General features: G+C 75.1%; 18 protein-coding genes. 7 read left to right on the top strand and 11 right to left on the bottom strand.

What is annotated here, in order from left to right; translation table 11 throughout:
• Positions 1 to 19: 19 nt before the first annotated feature.
• Positions 20 to 508 (bottom strand): glutathione peroxidase, encoded by a 489-nt coding sequence (locus tag V6U79_RS16350; RefSeq protein WP_334615113.1) that lies wholly within the window; start codon positions 506 to 508, stop codon positions 20 to 22.
• A gap of 142 nt (positions 509 to 650) precedes the next feature.
• Between V6U79_RS16350 and V6U79_RS16345 the strand changes: the two genes are divergently transcribed.
• Positions 651 to 2270, top strand: coding sequence for a glycosyl hydrolase family 18 protein (locus tag V6U79_RS16345; protein ID WP_334615112.1), 1620 nt, complete (start codon positions 651 to 653; stop codon positions 2268 to 2270).
• Positions 2271 to 2339: 69 nt separating this feature from the next.
• Here the strand turns inward: V6U79_RS16345 and V6U79_RS16340 are convergent, their stop codons facing one another.
• Both V6U79_RS16340 and V6U79_RS16335 read right to left on the bottom strand, forming a co-directional pair.
• Positions 2340 to 3332: an AraC-like ligand-binding domain-containing protein gene (locus tag V6U79_RS16340; RefSeq protein WP_334615111.1), complete on the bottom strand. Its 993-nt coding sequence runs from the start codon at positions 3330 to 3332 to the stop codon at positions 2340 to 2342.
• Between the two features lie 177 nt (positions 3333 to 3509).
• Positions 3510 to 4394, bottom strand: a complete 885-nt coding sequence (locus V6U79_RS16335; protein ID WP_334615110.1) for a lytic polysaccharide monooxygenase — start codon at positions 4392 to 4394, stop codon at positions 3510 to 3512.
• A 126-nt stretch (positions 4395 to 4520) separates the two neighbouring features.
• On the opposite strand from V6U79_RS16335, the gene V6U79_RS16330 reads away from it, so the two are divergent.
• The 3 genes from V6U79_RS16330 to V6U79_RS16320 all read left to right on the top strand — a co-directional run bounded on the left by V6U79_RS16330 (position 4521) and on the right by V6U79_RS16320 (position 7561).
• Positions 4521 to 5003, top strand: coding sequence for a hypothetical protein (locus tag V6U79_RS16330; RefSeq protein ID WP_334615109.1), 483 nt, complete (start codon positions 4521 to 4523; stop codon positions 5001 to 5003).
• 69 nt (positions 5004 to 5072) lie between these two features.
• Complete coding sequence (locus V6U79_RS16325; protein WP_334529258.1) at positions 5073 to 6479, top strand: class II 3-deoxy-7-phosphoheptulonate synthase; 1407 nt, start codon at positions 5073 to 5075, stop codon at positions 6477 to 6479.
• A 50-nt stretch (positions 6480 to 6529) separates the two neighbouring features.
• Positions 6530 to 7561, top strand: a complete 1032-nt coding sequence (locus tag V6U79_RS16320; protein ID WP_334529255.1) for a threonine aldolase family protein — start codon at positions 6530 to 6532, stop codon at positions 7559 to 7561.
• Between the two features lie 78 nt (positions 7562 to 7639).
• Here the strand turns inward: V6U79_RS16320 and V6U79_RS16315 are convergent, their stop codons facing one another.
• The gene (locus V6U79_RS16315) at positions 7640 to 8497 is read right to left on the bottom strand and encodes a deoxyribonuclease IV (RefSeq protein WP_334529252.1); all 858 of its coding nucleotides are present in this window, start codon (positions 8495 to 8497) and stop codon (positions 7640 to 7642) included.
• Positions 8498 to 8505: 8 nt separating this feature from the next.
• Positions 8506 to 10473, bottom strand: coding sequence for a Stk1 family PASTA domain-containing Ser/Thr kinase (pknB, locus tag V6U79_RS16310; RefSeq protein ID WP_334529249.1), 1968 nt, complete (start codon positions 10471 to 10473; stop codon positions 8506 to 8508).
• 180 nt (positions 10474 to 10653) lie between these two features.
• Here pknB and V6U79_RS16305 point away from each other — a divergent pair, with 180 nt between their 5' ends.
• On the top strand, positions 10654 to 11043 hold the full coding sequence (locus tag V6U79_RS16305; protein WP_442933789.1) for an Rv2175c family DNA-binding protein: 390 nt from the start codon (positions 10654 to 10656) through the stop codon (positions 11041 to 11043).
• 94 nt (positions 11044 to 11137) lie between these two features.
• Here the strand turns inward: V6U79_RS16305 and V6U79_RS16300 are convergent, their stop codons facing one another.
• Positions 11138 to 12220, bottom strand: coding sequence for a polyprenyl synthetase family protein (locus tag V6U79_RS16300; RefSeq protein ID WP_334529244.1), 1083 nt, complete (start codon positions 12218 to 12220; stop codon positions 11138 to 11140).
• Positions 12221 to 12229: 9 nt separating this feature from the next.
• On the bottom strand, positions 12230 to 13618 hold the full coding sequence (locus V6U79_RS16295) for an NsdA family TPR-like regulatory protein (RefSeq protein WP_334615108.1): 1389 nt from the start codon (positions 13616 to 13618) through the stop codon (positions 12230 to 12232).
• Between the two features lie 262 nt (positions 13619 to 13880).
• On the opposite strand from V6U79_RS16295, the gene metF reads away from it, so the two are divergent.
• Both metF and V6U79_RS16285 read left to right on the top strand, forming a co-directional pair.
• Positions 13881 to 14798, top strand: a complete 918-nt coding sequence (gene metF / locus V6U79_RS16290; RefSeq protein ID WP_334529819.1) for a methylenetetrahydrofolate reductase [NAD(P)H] — start codon at positions 13881 to 13883, stop codon at positions 14796 to 14798.
• A gap of 48 nt (positions 14799 to 14846) precedes the next feature.
• The gene (locus V6U79_RS16285; protein ID WP_334529822.1) at positions 14847 to 15533 is read left to right on the top strand and encodes a CDP-alcohol phosphatidyltransferase family protein; all 687 of its coding nucleotides are present in this window, start codon (positions 14847 to 14849) and stop codon (positions 15531 to 15533) included.
• 157 nt (positions 15534 to 15690) lie between these two features.
• Here the strand turns inward: V6U79_RS16285 and V6U79_RS16280 are convergent, their stop codons facing one another.
• Genes V6U79_RS16280 through V6U79_RS16265 form a run of 4 tightly spaced genes read right to left on the bottom strand, consistent with a single transcriptional unit; the run spans position 15691 to position 19724 of the window.
• The gene (locus tag V6U79_RS16280; RefSeq protein ID WP_334529825.1) at positions 15691 to 17178 is read right to left on the bottom strand and encodes a phytoene desaturase family protein; all 1488 of its coding nucleotides are present in this window, start codon (positions 17176 to 17178) and stop codon (positions 15691 to 15693) included.
• A gap of 10 nt (positions 17179 to 17188) precedes the next feature.
• Positions 17189 to 18316 (bottom strand): glycosyltransferase family 2 protein, encoded by a 1128-nt coding sequence (locus V6U79_RS16275; protein ID WP_334529828.1) that lies wholly within the window; start codon positions 18314 to 18316, stop codon positions 17189 to 17191.
• On the bottom strand, positions 18313 to 19128 hold the full coding sequence (locus V6U79_RS16270) for a carotenoid biosynthesis protein (protein ID WP_334529831.1): 816 nt from the start codon (positions 19126 to 19128) through the stop codon (positions 18313 to 18315). Before V6U79_RS16270 ends, V6U79_RS16275 begins: the two co-directional genes overlap by 4 nt.
• The gene (locus tag V6U79_RS16265; protein WP_334529834.1) at positions 19125 to 19724 is read right to left on the bottom strand and encodes a GNAT family N-acetyltransferase; all 600 of its coding nucleotides are present in this window, start codon (positions 19722 to 19724) and stop codon (positions 19125 to 19127) included. Before V6U79_RS16265 ends, V6U79_RS16270 begins: the two co-directional genes overlap by 4 nt.
• Positions 19725 to 19731 lie beyond the last annotated feature (7 nt).

The following is a 19731-nucleotide window of genomic DNA, read 5'->3' as shown; positions in this document are numbered from 1 at the left end:
GGGAGGAGCTACGGGCGGCTCAGGCCGGGAGCGACTTCTCGATCGCGGTGCGCAGCTCGGCGGAGTCCGGGGTGACCGTCGGGGCGAACCGGGCCGCGACCGTGCCGTCCGGCGCGACCAGGAACTTCTCGAAGTTCCACCGGACGTCGCCGGTGTGCCCCTCGGCGTCCGCGGTGGAGACCAGCTCGGTGTAGAGCGGGTGCCGCGCGGGCCCGTTGACGTCGACCTTCTCGGTCAGCGGGAAGGTCACCCCGTAGTTGACCTGGCAGAAATCGCTGATCTCCTCTGCGGTGCCCGGCTCCTGCCCGGCGAACTGGTTGGACGGCACCCCGAGCACCACCAGGCCGCGGTCGGCGTACTCCTCCTGGAGGTGCTGGAGGCCGGCGTACTGCGGGGTGAGGCCGCAGCGAGAAGCCACGTTCACCACCAGCAGCGCCTTGCCCCGGTGCCGGGCGAGGTCGGCCGGGCCGCCGGAGAGGGCGTCGATCTCGATGTCGAAGACGGTCATGCTGTGAGGCTACGCAGCGGCCCGGGCCCTTGAGTGCGCGCCGCGACAAATCGAGACATGCACATCTTGACTAAGTGATGACGAGCTGAGTAGCGTCTCCCCATCTTCTGGAAAGTTTCCTAACTGTTTGGGGAGGTGCCACATGAAGAGATCGCTCCGCCGCGCCCTCTGGGCCGGCGCCGTGGTCGCGGTGACCGTCGCTGCGGTACCGGTGACCTCGGCGTTCGGCGCCGGCAGCGTGACCGCCTCGTTCGCCAAGGCCCAGGACTGGGGGACCGGCCACGAGACCCGGGTCACCGTCGCCAACGGCTCCACCGCCAGCGTCGACACCTGGCGCATCGAGTTCGACCTGCCGGCCGGCACCACCGTCAGCAGCGCCTGGGACGCCGACATCACCAGCAGCGGCAACCACTACGTGGCGGTCAAGAAGAGCTGGGCCGGCCCGATCGCCCCCGGCGCCAGCTTCAGCTGGGGCTACAACGGCACCGGGCCGTACCAGGCCCCGCTGAACTGCACCATCAACGGCGCGCCGTGCGCCGGCGGCGGCACCCCGCCGACCACCACTCCGCCCACCACCACCCCGCCGACGACGCCGCCGCCCACCACGCCGCCGCCGACGACCCCGCCGCCCACCACCCCGCCGACCGGGGACAAGAAGATCGTCGGCTACTTCGCCGAGTGGGGCGTCTACCAGCGCAACTACCACGTCAAGAACATCCAGACCAGCGGCTCCGCCGCCAAGCTGACCCACATCCTGTACGCCTTCGGCAACACCACCGGCGGGCGCTGCACCATCGGCGACAGCTACGCCGCCTACGACAAGGCCTACACCGCGGCCGACAGTGTGGACGGCGTCGCCGACACCTGGGACCAGCCGCTGCGCGGCAACTTCAACCAGCTGCGCAAGCTCAAGAAGATGCACCCGCACCTGAAGGTGATCTGGTCCTTCGGCGGTTGGACCTGGTCGGGCGGCTTCACCCAGGCCGCGCAGAACCCGGCCGCCTTCGCCGACAGCTGCCACGCTCTGGTCGAGGACCCGCGCTGGGCGGACGTCTTCGACGGCATCGACGTCGACTGGGAGTACCCGAACGCCTGCGGTCTCTCCTGTGACACCAGCGGCCCGAACGCCTTCAAGAACGTGGTCAGCGCGCTGCGGTCGAAGTTCGGCTCGTCGGCGCTGGTCACCGCCGCGATCACCGCGGACGGCAGCAACGGCGGCAAGATCGACGCCACCGACTACGCCGGGGCCTCGTCGTACCTCAACTGGATCATGCCGATGACGTACGACTACTTCGGCGCCTTCAACGCGCAGGGCCCCACCGCCCCGCACTCCCCGCTCTACTCCTACCCCGGCATCCCGCAGCAGGGCTTCAACTCGGACGCGGCGATCCAGAAGCTCAAGAGCAAGGGCATCCCGGCCAACAAGCTGCTGCTCGGCATCGGCTTCTACGGCCGGGGCTGGACCGGGGTCACCCAGTCCGCCCCGGGCGGCACCGCCACCGGGGCGGCCCCGGGCACCTACGAGCCGGGCATCGAGGACTACAAGGTCCTCAAGAACACCTGCCCGGCGACCGGCACGGTGGCCGGCACGGCGTACGCCAAGTGCGGCAGCAACTGGTGGAGCTACGACACCCCGGCCACCATCAACGGCAAGATGACCTACGCCAAGAACCAGGGCCTCGGTGGCGCCTTCTTCTGGGAGCTCTCCGGCGACACCGGCAACGGCGAGCTGATCGGCGCCATCAAGGGCGGTCTCGGCTGAGCCGAGCCGACGCACCACCCACACGGCGGGGAGGGACCACGGCGGTCCCTCCCCGCCCGGCGTGTCCGCTCAGTCCCGGCCGGCCCGCTCCCGGTGCTCCCGGGGGGAGAGCCCGTAGGCGGTCCGGAACGCCCGGCTGAAGTGGGCCCGGTCGCGGAACCCGCAGCGCGCGGCGACCTCGTGGACGGTCAGGTGGGCCAGCCGGGGGTCGGTCAGGTCCCGGAAGCAGCGCTCCAGGCGGCGGGTCCGGATCAGGGCGGCGATCGTGGTGCCGGTGCCCTCGAACGACCGGTGCAGCGACCGCAGGGACACGTGGTACGCCTCGGCCACGGCGGCCGGAGTGAGCTCGGGATCGGCCAGGTGCCGCTGGACGAACGCCTCGACCCCGGTGCGCAGGCCGGTGGCCCGGACCTCCGCGGGCAGGGCAGGTTCCAGGTCCAACCGGCTGGCGAGGGCGCCGGTCAGCAGGTCGAGGACGGCCCGGTCGAGGTGGGGTGCGTCGGCCGGGGCGTACTGCTCGGGGTGCGTGGCCACCTGGCGCAGGATCTGAGCCAGCAGCAGGCCCATCCCGGTGGTGGCCGGGATCTCCGCGGCCAGCAGGGCGTCCAGCCGGTGCGCGGGCAGCGGCAGCGCCGCGCGCGGCACCAGGGCGGTGATCGTCCGCAGGAGCGCGTCGCCCGGTCCGTCCGGCCGGTGCGTCGACCCGTGCGGGCGGGCGGTGTCGATGAGGGCGAAGCCGGACGGACCGAGCGGGCCGGCACGCCGCCCCTGAGACACGCCGCCGTGGCCGGACAGGGGCAACGCCAGCTGGTACAGCTCCGGGTCGGTGCTGCGGATCATCCGGGACGTGCGGTGCAGCTCCAACGAGGGGTACTGCCAGACGGCGAGGCGGACCACCCCGAGCTCGACGACCCGGGCCGAGGCGGTGAAGTCGAGGGTGTGCGCGCTGCTGATCCGGGCCGGCACCGACTCGCGGGCGACGAGGTCCTGCCAGAAGTCGAACCGCTCCGCCGGGGGCAGCCCCGCGGTGTCGACCGACGCGACGGGAAGGATCGCCCTCACCCCCTGTCCTCGGCGTACGTTCCGCGATCCCCCGCAGAGTAGCCAGCCACCGACCCGCCGCCGCCTGCCCGGGCCCGCCGAGGCTTCCCCCCACCGGTGGTACGCCATGGCTGTCACCGGCGTCCGATGACAGCCATGGCGGACCGCTCGTGGGTGTCCGAGCCGTGGAGGCTGTGGTCAGGCGGGGAGCCAGAGGGCGGGGACGTTGGGCGGCTCCCACCCGGTGAGCGAGGTGTGCGCCTGGCGGCACCGCCAGGTCCGTCCGTCGTACGAGACCAGCGCGTCGACGGCGTACGCCGTGCCCGGCTGCCAGGCGGGCGCGGTGCCGGGCGGCGGGGTGCCGGGCGGCGGGGTGGTCGCGGGCGGGGGAGTGGTCGGCGGGGGTGTGGTCGGCGGCGGCGGGTTGGTGGCGGGCGGGGTGGTCGGGGTGCCGCCGAACGTCACGTCGGAGCAGGTGTAGAAGGCCTCCGGACTGTCCGAGCGCTGCCAGATCGAGTAGACGACGTGCCGCCCGGTCCGCTGCGGCAGCCGGGCCGTCATCCGGTACGCCCCGTCGGTGAGCGCCGGGTCGGTGGCGGTGTGGAAGAGCTCGAGGTCGGACCAGCGCAGCGGCTGGGTGGGGTCGTACCCGGCGCGGGTGACGTGCAGCTGGAAGGTGCCGCGGTGCGGCGCGGTGGCCCGGTAGGCGAACGTCCAGTTGCCGCCCGACGGCAGGGCGGTGGCCGGCCAGTCGGCGCGGGCCAGGTCGAAGCCGCGGTACTTGTCGCGGTTGGCGCTGCACAGGCGGCCGTCCGGGATGAGCTGGCGGTGCCGCCCGGCGGCGTCGGCGATGTTGACCTCGTTCCAGTCGTACAGCGCCTGGGTGCCGCCGGCCGCGACCGCCGCCCGGCAGGCCGGGGTGTCGGGCGACTCCGGTCCTTCCAGGAAGCAGGCGTACGTCCGGCTGACCGGGGACTGCATGGAGCCGTGCGCGCCGGCGGTGCCGACCAGCGCCAGCGTGGCCAGGGCCGGGAGACCGCCGAGCGCGGCCACGGTCAGGGCGCGACGTCGTCGTCGTTCCATCGCTCCTCCTGTAATAGTTAATAATATTAAATGAAAGTCTGGGCCATGACGGCGTGCCATGCAAGTGCGTCGATGTGACACACTCGCCGCTCGGAATCCGCGAGGTCCGCACCGAGGGGAGGGCCGATGGGCCCGAGGCACCGCACCGCCGGCGGCGTCGCCGTCCTGGCGCTCCTGCCGCTCACCCTGCTCGGCTGCGGCATCGGCGGGGACGACGAGGGTGGCGCCGCCGCGCCCCAGCGGGCCCCGGCCGAACAGGCCAGCGCCAAGTCCCGCGAGCGGGTGCAGGCCTACCTCGACGCGATGACCGCCAAGGACGTCACCGCCGGCCGCAGCCAGCTCTGTGCCCCCATGCACGAGGCCTTCGACGCCGCGGCGACCGGCCCCAACGGCGACTTCGCCGACCACTTCGAGGTCGTCGGCGCGACCATCACCGACATCCGTACCGGCCCGCGCGGGCAGGAGGTCAGCACCTCGGTGACGGTCACGGCGGGCGCCCGGGAACTGGTCCGGCCGCTGCTGTTCACCGTCACCCGGGCCGGCGCCGACTGGTGCATCTCGGGAGAGGCGCCCGGCGGGCACACCCCCGCCCCGGCCGGCACTCCCTGACCCTCCCATCTGCCGGAACCCTCACCCTCGGCGGCGGGTCGCGCCGGCAGTCGCCGTACGCTTTCTGTCATGCGCCATGAGTGGCATCAGCTGAGCTACCCCGCCGTGAGCAGCCCCGGGCTGCAGACCAGCCGGCCCACCGTCGACTCGGCCGAGGACGCGGCCCTCGGCCTGGACCGTTGGCGGGACCTGCCCCGCGCGCAGACCCCGCCGTGGCCCGACCCGGCCGCCGTCGCCGAGGTCTGCAAGGTGCTGGACACCGTCCCGTCGGTCGTCGCGCCCTACGAGGTCGACCAGCTCCGGCAGAAGCTCGCCCTGGTCTGCGAGGGCAAGGCGTTCCTGCTCCAGGGCGGTGACTGCGCCGAGACCTTCGCCGACAACACCGAGAGCCACCTGCTGGCCAACGCGCGGACGCTGCTCCAGATGGCGATCGTGCTGACCTACGGCGCCTCGCTGCCGGTGGTCAAGGTCGCCCGGGTCGCCGGGCAGTACACCAAGCCCCGGTCGCTGCCCACCGACGCCCGGGGCCTGCCCGCCTACCGCGGCGACCTGATCAACTCGCTGGAGGCCACGCCGGAGGCGCGGGTCGCCGACCCGCAGCGCATGATCCGGGCGTACGCGAACTCGGCCGCCGCGATGAACATGCTCCGCGCCTACCTCGCCGGTGGCCTGGCCGACCTGCACGCGGTGCACGACTGGAACAAGGGCTTCGTCCGCAACTCCCCGGCCGGCGAGCGCTACGAGGCGATCGCCCGGGAGATCGACCGGGCGCTGGCCTTCATCCGGGCCTGCGGGATGACCGACGACGAGGCGCTGCGCACCGTCACGCTCTACTGCTCCCACGAGGCGCTGGCCCTCGAGTACGACCGCGCGCTCACCCGGGTCTCCGACCGCCGGGCGTACGGGCTCTCCGGGCACTTCCTCTGGATCGGCGAGCGGACCCGGCAGATCGACGGGGCGCACATCGACTTCATCTCCCGGATCGCCAACCCGATCGGCGTGAAGCTCGGCCCGACCACCACCCCGGACGAGGCGATCGAGCTCTGCGAGAAGCTCAACCCGGACAACGTCCCCGGCCGGCTCACCCTGATCAGCCGGATGGGCAACCACCGGGTCCGCGACGCCCTGCCGCCGATCGTCGCCAAGGTCACCGCGGCGGGCGCCAAGGTGGTGTGGCAGTGCGACCCGATGCACGGCAACACCCACGAGTCGTCCAACGGCTACAAGACCCGGCACTTCGACCGCATCGTCGACGAGGTGCTCGGCTACTTCGAGGTGCACCGCGGCCTGGAGACCCATCCGGGCGGGCTGCACGTCGAGCTGACCGGCGAGGACGTCACCGAGTGCCTCGGCGGCGCCCAGGGCATCGAGGACCTCGACCTGCCCGACCGGTACGAAACCGCCTGCGACCCGCGGCTGAACACCCAGCAGTCGCTGGAGCTGGCCTTCCTCGTGGCGGAGATGCTCCGTGGCTGACGCGAGGAGTGAGCTTGCGAGCCCCGCAGTCGGCAGCCGAAAGGACAACCGTGGCTGACACCTTCATCGATCTTCGATCCGACACCGTGACCCGGCCCACCGCCGGGATGCGGGAGGCGATGGCCGCCGCCGAGGTCGGCGACGACGTGTACGGCGAGGACCCCACCGTCGAGGCGTTGGAGGCCGAGGTCGCCGCGCTCTTCGGGCACGAGGCGGCGCTCTTCGCCCCGACCGGTTCGATGGCCAACCAGCTCGCCCTCCAGCTCGTCGTACCGCCGGGGGAGGAGCTGCTCTGCGACGCCGACGCGCACGTGGTCACGTACGAGATCGGCGCCGCCGCCGCGTACGGCGGGATCTCCTCGCGGACCTGGCCGGCGGTCGGCGCGGACATCGACCCCGACGTGGTCGCCGGGATGATCCGGCCGGACGGCTACTTCGCGGTGCCGACCCGGGCGATCGCCGTCGAGCAGACCCACAACCGGGGTGGGGGTGGGGTGATCCCACTGGCGACCCTGCGGCAGCTGCGGCGGGTCGCCGACGACAACGGGCTCGCCCTGCACTGCGACGGCGCCCGGATCTGGCACGCGCACGTCGCCGACGGCGTGCCGCTGGCCGACTACGGCACCCTCTTCGACACCGTCAGCGTCTGCCTCTCCAAGGGCCTCGGCGCGCCCGTCGGCTCCCTGGTCGTCGGCAGCGCGGACAAGATCGCCCGGGCCCGGTTCCTGCGCAAGCGGATGGGTGGCGGCATGCGGCAGGTCGGCATCCTCGCCGCAGCCGGCCGGTACGCCCTCGCGCACCACGTCGAGCGGCTCGCCGAGGACCACACGAGGGCGGCCCGGCTGGCCGAGGCGGTCGCCCCGTTCGGGGTGCTGGCCGCCCCGGTCCGGACCAACCTGGTCCCGCTGGACCTGACCAAGCACCCGCTGGACGGGAAGGCCCTCGCGGCCGCCGCCCGCGCCGAGGGGCTGCTCATCTCGGTGCTCGGGCCGCGTACCGCCCGGCTGGTCACCCACATGGACGTCGACGACGACGGCGTCGACCGCGCCGCCGAGATCCTCACCCGCCTCCTGCGCGCCTGACGGGATCGGCAGGGCCCCCGGTCATGGGGGCCCTGCCCACCACGGCGCTGCGCCCGGGCACCCGGCCGGGCAGGCCGGTCAGGGGTGCAGCCGGTTGAGGGTGGCGATGTCGGCGGCGTGGCCCAGGTGCTTCTCCGACGGGGTCTCCACCACGATCGGCACCCCGGCGGTGGCCGGATGGGCCATCAGCTCCGCGAAGGCGGGCTCGCCGATGCTGCCCTTGCCGATGTTCTCGTGCCGGTCCCGGGTGGAGCCGCAGAGGTCCTTCGAGTCGTTGGCGTGCACCAGCCGCAGCCGGCCCGCGCCGACCGTGGCCACCAGCGTGTCCAGGGCTTCCGTCATGCCGCCCTGGGCGGCCAGGTCGTGCCCGGCCGCCCAGGCGTGGCAGGTGTCGAAGCAGACCCCGAGCCCGGGATGCCGGTCGACGGCGTCCAGGTAGGGGCCCAGCTGCTCCAGGCGGGAGGCCAGCGACCGGCCCCCGCCCGCGCTCGGCTCCACCAGCAGCATCGGCCCGCCGGCCGCCGTGGCGGCGTCCAGCAGCGGCAGCAGCGCCTCGCGTACCTGACGCATGGCCGCGTCGGCGTGCCCGGCGTCGACCGAGCTGCCGGCGTGGAAGACCACGCCGCGGGCGCCGATCTCCCGGCCCCGGCGCAGCGCGTGGGCGAGGGTCTCCGCGGACCGTTCCACCGTCGCCGCCGTCGGGGAGCCGAGATTGACCAGCAGCGACGCGTGGATGAAGACCGGTACGTCCCGGGCGGCGCAGCCGTCGCGGAAGAGCACGTCCTGCCCCGGGTCGCCGGCCGGCAACGCCCAGCCCCGGGAGTTGGAGACGTAGACCTGCGCCACCGCGGCGCCGACCGTGTCGAGGTAGGGCAGGGCCGTCTTCGCCAGACCGCCCGAGGTGGGGGTGTGCGTGCCGACCGGTCGGCGTGCCATGGCCGTGGTCACAGGCACCCCAGGGTGACCGGCGTGCCCGGCGGCACCGGCGTGTTCTCCGGGTTCTGGAACCGGACGATGCCGTTCGGGTTGAACTGCACGGTCACCGGGAAGCCCAGGCCCTGCAACTGCTGCTGCGCCTGGGCGCACGGCAGGTCGACCACCCGGGGGACGACCACCTCCGGCGGGCCCTTGCTGACGTCCAGCTTGACCTGGGCGCCCCTCTCCACTCCGGCCCCGTCGGACGGGCTCTGCCCGAGCACCTCGTCCTTGGGCTTGGCCGAGTCCTTGTACGTCTCCGCCGGCACCAGCCCGAGCTGCGCCAGCGTCGCCCGCGCCTCGTTGACGTTCTTGCCGACCAGGTTCGGCACCGTGATCGGCGCCCGGCCCTTGCTCAGCACGACGGTGATCTTCGCGCCCGGCTGCACCTCGACGCCCGCCTTCGGGTTGGTGGCCACCACCACACCCTCGGGCAGGTTGTCGTCGAACCGGGGCGGGCCCTTCACCACCACCAGCTTCGCGTCGGTCAGGTCCGCCTCGGCCAGCTCGAAGTCCTTGCCCAGCACGTCCGGCAGGGGGAAGCGCTCCGGCCCCAGCGAGAGGGTGAGGGTGATGGTGCCGCCCTTGAGGATCCGGCCCGCCGAACCCGGCTCCTGCGCCACCACGCTGTCCCGGGGGATCTTCTCGTCGTGGCGGGGCTCGGCGTAGCTGAGGGTGAACCCGGCCCGGTCGGCCTGCGCCTGCGCCTCGGCCTTGCTCAGGCTGACCAGCTGCGGCGCGACCGTGTAGCGGCCCACCCCGACCCACCAGCCACCCACGGCGGCGAGCAGGCCGAGCGCCACCACGGCGGCGGCCAGCGAGAGCCGGCCCCGTGGCGTGCCCCTGACCCGGGACCACAGCTCGGCCAGCCCGGCCAACGGGCCGGAGCTCGGGGCCCGCCGCCGGTGCGTCCGCTGCCCCTCCGGCAGCCGGGCCCACGCGGGGCGCTCGGCCGGGCGGACCGCCGACACCACCATGGTCGGCTGGGACACCGGCGAGGCGTCGTCGGACACCCGACGCAGCACCGCCGTGTGGCTGTTGGCGCTGCCCAGGTCGTCCCGGGCCACCTGGACCTCGGCGAGCAGCGCGCCCGCGTCCGTGGGCCGCGCACCGGGATCGCGTCGGGTGGCCCGCGCGACCAGGTCGTCCAGCCCCCTCGGCAGCCCGGGGACCAGGGTCGACGGCGCCGGGACGTCCCGGTCGACGTGCTGCCAGGCCACGTCCACCGGCCGGTCCCCGTCGTACGGCACCCGCCCGGTGAGCATCTCGAACAGCACGATGCCGGCGGAGTAGACGTCCGTGCGCGCGTCGGCGTGCCCGTCGGTGACCAGCTCCGGCGCCACGTACGCGACGGTCGCCATCAGCTGGTTGCCGTTCTCCTCGTCGCTGGCCTCGACCGCCCGGGCCAGGCCGAAGTCGGCCACCTTGACCACGCTGTCGACCAGGTTCGCCGCGCCGCCGGTGGGCGCCTCGGCGACCAGCACGTTCTCCGGCTTGACGTCCCGGTGGACCAGCCCGGCCCGGTGCGCGGCGCCGATCGCGGCGAGCATCTGCTCCATGATCGCCAACGCCTCGTCCGGGTTGAGCCGGCGCCGCTCGGCGAGCACGTCGCGCAGGGTGCGGCCGCGGACGTACTCCATGACCAGGTACGGCAGCCCGGCGTGGGTGCCCTGGTCGTAGACCGCCACCACGTTAGGGTGGGTCAGCCGGGCGATGGTCTTCGCCTCGTCGGTGAACCGCGCCACGAAGTTGGCCAGCCGCGACCGGGACTCGGGCGCCTGGGACGGGTGAATGATCTTGACCGCCACGGTGCGCTCGAGGCGCTCGTCGGTGGCGGTGTACACGGTCGCCATCCCGCCACGCGCGACGCGCCCGCGAATGCGGTAGCGCTCGTCGAGCAGCGAGCCCAGCAACGTGTCGGCGACCTGTGTGTCCATCGGCAGGCAGTCTATGTGTCCTGAGGGTGAAGGTTGAACAGGATGCTACAGCCGGGGGCCAATTCACTCCGTCCCCGCCGCGCGGACGCAGGCCGGCGGCCGTGCCGGGGGCGGCGTACCCGGGCAGGTCGACCGGGGTGCCGGTGCGACCCCGCCCGGCGGACGTGGCAGGGTGGTCGGGTGACCGATTCCGTACCCGCCGACCAGTCTCCCGGCGCCGACCTCGCCGGCCCGACCGGCCCGGCCGCCTGGCTGACCCTGCCCGACGTGGCCGAGCGCCTCGACCTGTCGATCAGCAAGGTCCACCAGATGATCCGGGACCGCGAGTTGATCGCCGTACGCCGCGACGGCGTCCGCAAGATCCCGGCCGACCTGGTGGCCAACAAGACGGTGCTCAAGCACCTGCCCGGCGTGCTGAACCTGCTGGCCGACGCCGGCTACGACGACGAGGCCGCCCTGCGCTGGCTCTACGAACCCGACGCCACCCTCTCCGGCGGCACCGGGGCGGCCACCCTCGGCGGCGACCACGCCCGCGAGGTCAAGCGCCGGGCCCAGGCCCTCGGCTTCTGACCCTCCCACGGGCTGATCATGGAGTTGGCGGCGGCTTCCGTTCTCCGGACGCCGTCAATTTCATGATCGCGCGGGATCCGCGCAGGGTGGCGGGTCAGTCGGCGCGGCGGGTGGCGGCGATGGCGAGGTCGACCAGGGCCTGACGGGCCTCGGTGTCCAGGTCGACGGCGCTCAGCGCGGCCAGCGCGGTGTCGGTGAGGGTGACGATCCGCTGCTCGGTACGCGCCAGCGCCCCGCAGCTTTTGATCAGCTCCCGCAGCCGGGCCACCCCGGCCTCGTCCAGTGCCGGATCGCCCAACTGCCCCAGCAGCAGCTCACGGCCGGCCTCGTCGAGCACCTCGAGGGCCGCCGCCACCAGGTAGGTGCGCTTGCCCTCGCGCAGGTCGTCGCCGGCCGGCTTGCCGGTCTGCGCCGGGTCCCCGAAGACCCCCAGCACGTCGTCGCGGAGCTGGAACGCCTCGCCCAGCGGCAATCCGTACGCCGAGTACGCCGTCCGCACGTCCGCCGACGCGTCGGCCAGCGCGGCGCCGAGCAGCAGCGGTCGCTCGACGGTGTACTTCGCCGACTTGTACCGGGCCACCTTGCCGGCCCGCTCCACCGAGGTGTCCCCGGTGGCCTGGGTCAGCACGTCCAGGTACTGCCCGACGGTGACCTCGCTGCGCATCCGGTCGAAGACCGGACGGGCCCGGGCCACCGTCCGCGGGTCCAGCCCGGCCGAGTGCAGCAGCTCGTCGGACCAGACCAGGCAGAGGTCGCCGAGGAGGATGGCCGCGGCGTCGCCGAACCCGTCCGGGTCACCGCCCCAGCCGGCGGCCCGGTGCCGGGCGGCGAACCGGCGGTGCACCGCCGGCTCGCCGCGACGGGTGTCCGAGCGGTCCATCAGGTCATCGTGGATCAGAGCGCTGGCCTGCACGAACTCCAACGCGGCCAGGGCGGTGACCACCTGGTCCGCGTCGACCCCGCCGGCCCCCCGGAACCCCCAGTACGCGAAGGCGGGACGCAACCGCTTGCCCCCGCCCAGCACGAACGCCTCGATCGCCTCGGCGACCGGTGCCAGGGCGTCGTCCACGCCACTCATCCAGGCGCGTTGGTTGGCCAGGAACTCGGTCAGTGCCTTGTCGACCCGCTGACGCAGGCCGACGCGGTCGACGGGGGAGACGGGAGCAGCGTGGGTCACGCCCCGACGCTAGCCGGTCCCCGGCGACAGCGCGCCACCACCGGGCCGACGGGTCGTGCCCGGCCGGCCCGGCGCCGCCGCCGGCCCCCGGGGGAGGAACCGGCGGGCGTCGCCGAGCAGGGTGGCGTACCGCCGGACCGCCGGCTCGGTGCGGTGCGCCCGCAGCCGCCGCTCCAGCTCGGCCAGCGGGGTCACGGCCCGGGCCGACCCGGCGCGGACCGCGTCCAGCACCGCGGCGCCGGCCACCGCGCAGGCCTGCTCCACCTCGCCGAGCTGGAGCAGGCCGCGGGCCAGCCAGCCGCCGTAGATGGCCGCGCTGCGCGGCCGGCCGGCGTCCCGCACGGCACGCAGCAGCGGCACGGCCGGCGCGGGGCGGCCGAGCGCGACCAGGGTGCGCCCGCGCATCGCGGCCAGCTCGACGTCGTCCAGCCAGTAGAGCCACGGCGGCTCGGTGCCCGGCCGGACGGCGTCGGCCGCGTGCCGCGCCGCGTCCAGCGCCTGCCGGGCGGCCCGGGCCCGTCCGCCGAGCGCCGCCGCGAGCGCCACCCGGTGCAGCAGCAGCGCCCGCAGCCCCGCACTGGCGGTGCGCCGGGCGCCGGCGTACCCGGTGCGGGCCAGCAGCAGCGCCCCCTCCGGGTCGCCCGCGCCGGCCAGCAGGTGACTGGCCGAGCCGAGCACGTGCCCGGCGAACGCCGGGTCCCGCGCGGCGGCCGCCGCCCGCAACCCCAGCCGGTAGGCGTCCAGCCCGGCCGCCGGGTCGCCGGCGTCGGCGTGCAGCCACCCGGCGAGCTGGGCCGTCTCGGCCAGCACCGGCAGCAGCCGCCGCCGGGCGGCCGGGCCGGCCCCGGAGAGGGCCCGGACCGTCCACCGCAGCCGGTACGCCGCGGTCGGCGCGAGGTCGCCCCCGCCGGCCAGGTCGTCGAGCCGGCGCAGCGCGGCGAGCCCGCCGGCGCCGGGCGGCTCCGCCGGCCCCGGCGTCGGGTCGCCGGGGCCGGGGAGCGGGCCACCGGACGGGGACGGCCCGGTCCGGTCGGCCGCCGCCGGGGCGACGAGCAGCGGGGCGGTCGGATCCACCGACCAGCGCTGCGCCAGGGCCAGCAGCGCCGAGCGGGACCGGGAGCCGGCGGGGCCGACCGGGCCCGGCCGGCCGGCGGGCCGGCTGCGCGCCGCCGCGTCGGCCAGCGAGCCGGCGGGCAGGCCGAGGACCTGGGCGAGCCGGCGCAGCCACCGGTCGCCCGGGAGCCGGGCCTGCCGCTCCCAGCGGGAGATCTCGTGCCGGGTCAGCGTCGGCGCCCCCACGGCGCAGAGCTCGTCGGCGAGCCGCTGCTGGCTCCAGCCGCGGGCCAGCCGCGACTGGGCGATCAGCGGCCCGAGCAGGCACGGGTCGGGCGAGGTCATCGGTCCTCCGGTCAGGCGTGGGTGCGGCCTCCCCGTCGTCCGGCAGGACGGGTCCGGTTGCCGCTGGTCGGTGCTGCTGACCCCCGCGCGTGCCCCCGGGCGCCGGCCTCCGACCGGCGCCACCCGCGCTGCTCTCTGTCTACCCCCGGGGTACGACGTCGCGCCGGACCCGGCGTCCGTCGCCGCGCGGCTCCCTTCCCGGCCTTCGGGCGCGGACGGGAAGCCCGTGGGTGCGGCGGACACCGCCCGCTAGAGTCGGGGCGTGGCGCTCGGTCTTCCCTCCGTCCTTCCCAACCCGCAGCCGGCGATCGGGGAGCTCATCCGCGACCACCGGCCGACCTTCTCCTTCGAGTTCTTTCCACCCAAGACCGCGGTGGGCGAGCGGCTGCTCTGGCAGGCGATCCGGGAGCTGGAGTCGCTGCGCCCCTCGTTCGTCTCGATCACCTACGGCGCCGGCGGGTCCACTCGGGACACCACCGTCGCGGTGACCGAGCGGATCGCCACCGAGACCACCCTGCTGCCGATGGCGCACCTGACCGCCGTCGACCACTCCGTGGCCGAGCTGCGGCACGTCATCGGCCGGCTCGCCGGGGTGGGGGTGCGCAACGTGCTGGCGGTGCGGGGCGACCCGCCCGGCAACCCCAACGGCGACTGGGTCCGCCACCCCGAGGGGGTCGACTACGCCGAGGAGCTGGTCCGGCTGGTACGCGACGCCGGTGACTTCAGCGTCGGGGTGGCCGCCTTCCCGTACAAGCACCCGCGCTCGCCCGACGTGGCCAGCGACACCGCGTACTTCGTCCGCAAGTGCCGCGCCGGCGCTGAGTTCGCGATCACGCAGATGTTCTTCGACGCCGACGACTACCTGCGGCTGCGCGACCGGGTGGCCGCCGCCGGCTGCGACACCCCGATCCTGGCCGGGGTGATGCCGGTGACCCAGATCGGCACCATCGAACGGTCCGTGCAGCTGTCCGGGGCGCCGTTCCCGCGGGCGCTCGCCGAACGGTTCGACCGGGTCGCCGACGACCCGGAGGCGGTCCGCCGGCTCGGCGTCGAGCAGGCCAGCGAGATGTGCGCCCGGCTGCTGGACGAGGGGGTGCCGGGAATCCACTTCATCACCCTCAACCGGTCGACCGCGACCCGGGAGGTCTGGCGCAGCCTCCAGGCCGGCGCCCGGGTGTGAACGCGCCGACGCCGACACCTCCACCACGCCGTGACGGTTGACCCCAGGGTGGGCACACAGCTGAAGTGGGACGAGTACGCGACCGCGTGGGCGCGGCTGCACGGCGGTTTCGACCCGCGGGTCGCCGCGCCGGTGGTGCGCGCCTGGCTGCGTTTCGCCTACCACCTCGGGTACATCCTCGGCCGGCTCCGGATCGCCCCGACCGCGGTGACGGTGGCCGGGGTGCTGCTCTGCTTCTGCGTGCCGCTGTTCGCGGTGCGCTCGCCGAACGGGCCGATCATCGGCGCGTTGTTCGTGCTGCTCGCCTCGGTGGCGGACAGCGTCGACGGCGCGGTCGCGGTGGCCACCGGCCGGACCTCCCGGCTCGGCTACGTCTACGACTCGGTCGCCGACCGGCTCGGCGAGATCGCCTGGCTGGTGGCGTTCTGGCTGGTCGGCGCGCCGGGGGCGCTGGTCGTGGCCGGAGGCGCGCTCTCCTGGCTGCACGAGTACGTCCGGGCCCGGGCCGTCGCCGCGGGCATGCGGGAGATCGGCGCGGTGACCGTGGGAGAGCGCCCCACCCGGGTCTGCGTGGCCCTGGTCGGGCTGCTGCTGGCCGGGCTGACCGGGTTGATCGACCCGGACCTGGCCGCCGGCACCATCACCATGGCCACCGCCGTCTGGGTGCTGCTGGCCGGCTTCGGCCTCGGCCAGCTCCTCTCCACCGTCCGCCGCGCCCTCGTCGACGCCGGCTGACCCCTCCCCGCCCCTGAACCGGACCGGCGCACGGCCGGCCCCGGCCGCCCCGGCCGTCATGATCGACGTCGTTTGCGGCGGGTCGCGGTATCCGGCGACGGGGACACCCCGACACGCCGCAAAGCGTGCGGCGGCGCGGGCGGCGCGGGCGGCGGGTCTACCAGGCCGGGCCGATCTGCTCGGCGACGATCTGCGCGGAGAGGGTCACCATGGGCAGGCCCCCGCCGGGGTGGCTGGAGCCGCCGACCAGCCACAGCCCGTGCGCCGGGCCGCGGTTGCCCGGCCGGAGCAGGCCGCCGGCCGTGCCGTAGATCGTCCCGCCGGGCGCGCCGGTGGCGGCGTCCAGGTCGGCCGGGGTGCGGATCTCCCGGAACACCAGCCGGTCCCGTACGTCCACGCCCCGCTCCGCGAGCACGTCGAGGATCCGGTCGGCGTACGCCTCGGCCAGCCCCGGCCGGCGCCAGTCCACCGCGCCGGTCGCGGTGCCGTGGCGGGCGGCGTTGACCAGCACGAACCACGCCTCGTGCCCGTCCGGGCGGACCATCGGGTCGTCGGCGGCGGTGACGAAGACGGTCGGGTCGAGCGCGGGCCGGGCCCGCACCCCCCGGCCCGGGTCGCCGAAGACGGCGTCGAACTCGGCGTCGTAGTCGCGGGGGAAGAAGACGTTGTGGTGGGCCAGCCCGCTGTCGCCGCGTACCCCGAGCAGCAGCACGAAGCCGGCGAGGCTGCGGTCGGTCAGCCCGGCCAGCCGGCGCGCGTGGGGCAGCAGGTCCCGATAGACGGTGAGCGCGTCGGTGTTGGCCACCACCACGTCGGCGGGGACGGGTGCGGCGACGCCGGCGAGGCGTACCCCGTGGACCCGGCCGCCGGCCGCGTCGATCCGGGTGACCGTGACGCCGGTCTGCACCACCACGCCGAGGTCCAGGCAGCGCGACAGCAGCGCGTCCGCGAGGGTGCCCAGCCCACCGCGCAGGTACCAGCCGCCGTAGGTCAGCTCGGCGTAGGGGACGGCGACCAGCGCGGCGGGGGCCCGGCGCGGGTCGGCGCCGGTGTAGGTGGCGTACCGGTCGAGCAGCATCCGCAGCCGCGGGTCGGACAGGTGGCTGCGGCCCAGCCCGCGCAGGGTGCGGCCGGGGCCGATGGCGGCCAGGTCGCCGAGCCGCCAGGCCAGCGCGGCCAGGTCGCGCGGGGAGTCGATGGGGCGGCGCAGGATGTCCCGGTGCGACGCCGCCCAGACCCGGGCGGCCCGCCGCCACAGCCGCTGCCAGTCGGCGGCGGCGCGGTCGCCGAGGGTGGCGCCGATCCGGGCGGCGAACTCGGCCGGGTCGGCGCAGGAGTCCAGCGCCGGCCCGCCGTCGGCGAAGACGTGCCGGACGATCGGGTCCAGCGGCACCAGGTCGAGGTACTCGTCGAGCTTGGCCCCGGTCGCCTCGAACAGGTCGTGGAAGACCTGGGGGAGGGTGAGCAGGCTCGGCCCGGTGTCGAAGTGGAACGACCCCTCGGGGGTGTCGCGGGTGTGGCGGCCGAGTTTGCCGCCGACGGTGTCGGCCCGTTCGAAGACGGTGACCTCGTGTCCGGTGACGGCCAGCCGGGCGGCGGTGGCCAGCCCGCCCACGCCGGCGCCGATGACCACGATCCGCGCCATGGCGTGCCTCCTAGCTGACCGGGCGGCCGCGCCAGGACAGGCGGCGCCGCTTCCGCAGATGGTACGACCGCAGGGTCAGCCAACCGAGGACCACGACCGACACGGGGTGTGCGAGCGCGTCGGGCCAGGCCGGGCCACCGGTCGCGCGGGCGCTGAGCACCCGCCCGGCGACCCCGAGCAGGTAGCCGGCTCCGGCCAGGGCGGCCACCGTCGGCGCGCCTGCCGCGAGCGCCGCCACGGCCAGCAGCGGCGGCGCGGTGTACAGCAGGAGCAGCAGGGTCACCACGACGGCCGCCGCGCTCGGGTGGCCGAACGAGGCCCAGAGCGACTTGGTGTAGCCGTCGCGCAGCTGCGGCCAGTTGTCGTACATCCGGCAGGAGGCCAGCCGGGAGCCGTCGGCGAGGGCGATCCGCCCGCCGGAGCGTTTGACCGCCCGGGCCAGCTCGATGTCCTCCAGCACCTTGTCGCGGACCGCGCCGTGCCCGCCGGCCGCGGTGTAGCCGGCCCGGTCCACCACCAGGAACTGCCCGCCCGCCGCGGCCAGCGACGGCCGCGGGGAGCGCTCCATCGCGCGCAGCGGCAGGAAGGTCAGCCACAACCACTGCAACAGCGGCTGGACCAGCCGGTCGGCCGCGGTCCGCACCACGATCCGGGGGTACGGCGACAGCAGCGTCGCCCCGGCGGCGCGCAGCCCGGTCACCGCCGCCGCGACCGCGTACGGGGTGAGCACCACGTCGGCGTCGACGAAGACCAGCGCGGTGGCGGCCGGGTCGGCGCGGGCGGCGAGCTGGTGGCAGGCGTGCGGCTTGCCCAGCCAGCCCGCCGGCGGGCTGACCCCTGTGAGCAGGGTGACCCGCGGGTCGTCGCCGGCGATCGCGCGGACCACGTCGGCGGTGCCGTCGGTCGAGCCGTCGTCGAGCACCACGATCCGCAGCCCGGGCACGCCCCGCTGGTCGAGCAGGGACCGCAGGCATCCGGTGACCCGGGCGGCCTCGTCGCGCAGCGGCAGCAGCACCGCCACCGCCTCGGCGACCTCGACCGGGCCGCCGGTGGGGCGGCGCAGCCAGCGGCCCGCGTTGACCCAGGTGTGCCCGGTCAGCGCGGCGACCGCGACGACCAGGGCGAGGAGCGCGGTCATGCCGTCGCGTCGACGCCGGGGCGTTGCGGCCGGGGCTGCGGTCGGTCGCCATCGTGGCGGCCAGCGCGGCCCAGCGTCACCGCCAGCGGCACCGCGGCCACCGACATGCCGACCGCCCCCCAGAGCGCCGAGGCGGGCAGGTCCAGGAAGACGGCGTGGGCCAGCACGCTGGAGAAGTACGTCCAGAGGTAGAGCGCGAACATCGGGGCGTCCCGGGAGTCGGTGACCGCGACGGCCGGCCCCGCGAGGGGGCGCAGCGCGCCCATCAGCAGCACCGCGAAGAGCAGCCAGCCCAGGTAGTTGCTGACCGGGACGCCGGGCAGCCCGGGCAGGGCGGGGGTGGCGTCCCGCCAGATCCAGTAGCCCTCGGCCACCATCTGGGGGTCGAGGAAGAGGTCCCAGGTGGCCAGTCCGAGCGCGGCCAGCGCGGTCCGCCCGAGCCCGGGCGGGACGAGCCGGGCGGCGGCCAGCCAGGCCGGCCAGGCCATCCAGGTCCACGCGAGGGGGATGATCAGCGGCACCCCGGCCAGCTTCGGGCCGAGTTCGCCGGAGTAGTCGTAGCTGCCGAACGGGAAGCCGGTGGCCACGCCGAGCGCCTCGATGGCGAACCCGCCGCCGGTGGCGACCGCGACCAGCGCCGCCGCCGTACGCGGACCGCGGCTGAGCAGCGCGTGCCCCACCGCCAGCAGGTAGCCGAGCACGACCGTGGCGACGGTCAGCCGGGCCCGGGTGTCGCCGCTGGTGAGCGGGTAGCAGATCTGGGCGAGGACGAGGACGGTCAGCAGCGCCCAGGAGACCCGCTGTCGGGTCACGGCACGCCCGGGCCGGGTTCGCCGGCGACGCCGGGCGCGGCCTCGGCGGCGGCGGGCGGGACCAGCGGCAGGTCCCGGCCGAGCACCCCGAAGGGACGTTCGTCGCCGGGGAAGTGGAAGTGGCGCAGCACGTCGACGAAGCCGAAGCGCCGGTACAGCCGCCAGGCGCGGGAGGTCGACTCGTCGGCCTCCGGGGTGGAGAGCAGGGTGGTCGTCCCCTCGGCGAGGGTGAGCAGCGCGGTGAGCTGGCGGGCGCCGAGCCCGTGGCCCTGCGCCGGGGGCCGGACGTGCAGCTCGACCACCTCGAAGCAGTCGGCCAGCCAGCGCCGCCGGTCCTCCGGGGTCAGGGCGCGGAACACCTGGTCGTGCCACCACTGCCCGGGTTCGCCCTGGTAGCCGTACCCGAAGCCGGCCAGCCGGCCGTCGGTGGTGAGGCTGGCCACGGCGCGGAACCCGGGGCGGCGCACGTGGCTGGCGATGTAGCCGCGTCGGGCCTCCAGCAGGTCGGCGCGGTAGCCCATCGCCTCCCCGTAGACGGCGACCACGTCGTCCAGCCGTCGGACGAGATCGTCCGGCGTCCACCGCACCAACCTCATGCGTGTC

Source organism: Micromonospora psammae (assembly GCF_036902725.1).
Lineage (GTDB): Bacteria > Actinomycetota > Actinomycetes > Mycobacteriales > Micromonosporaceae > Micromonospora.
This window is presented reverse-complemented; position numbering and strand designations above follow the sequence as displayed.

Excerpts from the sequence above, each read along its gene's own strand:
- V6U79_RS16350 (WP_334615113.1), bottom strand. The coding sequence starts at position 508 with ATGACCGTCTTCGACATCGAGATCGACGCCCTCTCCGGCGGCCCGGCC.
- V6U79_RS16275 (WP_334529828.1), bottom strand. The coding sequence starts at position 18,316 with ATGACCGCGCTCCTCGCCCTGGTCGTCGCGGTCGCCGCGCTGACCGGG.
- V6U79_RS16295 (WP_334615108.1), bottom strand. The coding sequence starts at position 13,618 with ATGACCTCGCCCGACCCGTGCCTGCTCGGGCCGCTGATCGCCCAGTCG.
- V6U79_RS16280 (WP_334529825.1), bottom strand. The coding sequence starts at position 17,178 with ATGGCGCGGATCGTGGTCATCGGCGCCGGCGTGGGCGGGCTGGCCACC.
- V6U79_RS16265 (WP_334529834.1), bottom strand. The coding sequence starts at position 19,724 with ATGAGGTTGGTGCGGTGGACGCCGGACGATCTCGTCCGACGGCTGGAC.
- pknB (WP_334529249.1), bottom strand. The coding sequence starts at position 10,473 with ATGGACACACAGGTCGCCGACACGTTGCTGGGCTCGCTGCTCGACGAG.
- V6U79_RS16345 (WP_334615112.1), top strand. The coding sequence starts at position 651 with ATGAAGAGATCGCTCCGCCGCGCCCTCTGGGCCGGCGCCGTGGTCGCG.
- V6U79_RS16330 (WP_334615109.1), top strand. The coding sequence starts at position 4,521 with ATGGGCCCGAGGCACCGCACCGCCGGCGGCGTCGCCGTCCTGGCGCTC.
- V6U79_RS16325 (WP_334529258.1), top strand. The coding sequence starts at position 5,073 with ATGCGCCATGAGTGGCATCAGCTGAGCTACCCCGCCGTGAGCAGCCCC.
- V6U79_RS16335 (WP_334615110.1), bottom strand. The coding sequence starts at position 4,394 with ATGGAACGACGACGACGTCGCGCCCTGACCGTGGCCGCGCTCGGCGGT.
- V6U79_RS16315 (WP_334529252.1), bottom strand. The coding sequence starts at position 8,497 with ATGGCACGCCGACCGGTCGGCACGCACACCCCCACCTCGGGCGGTCTG.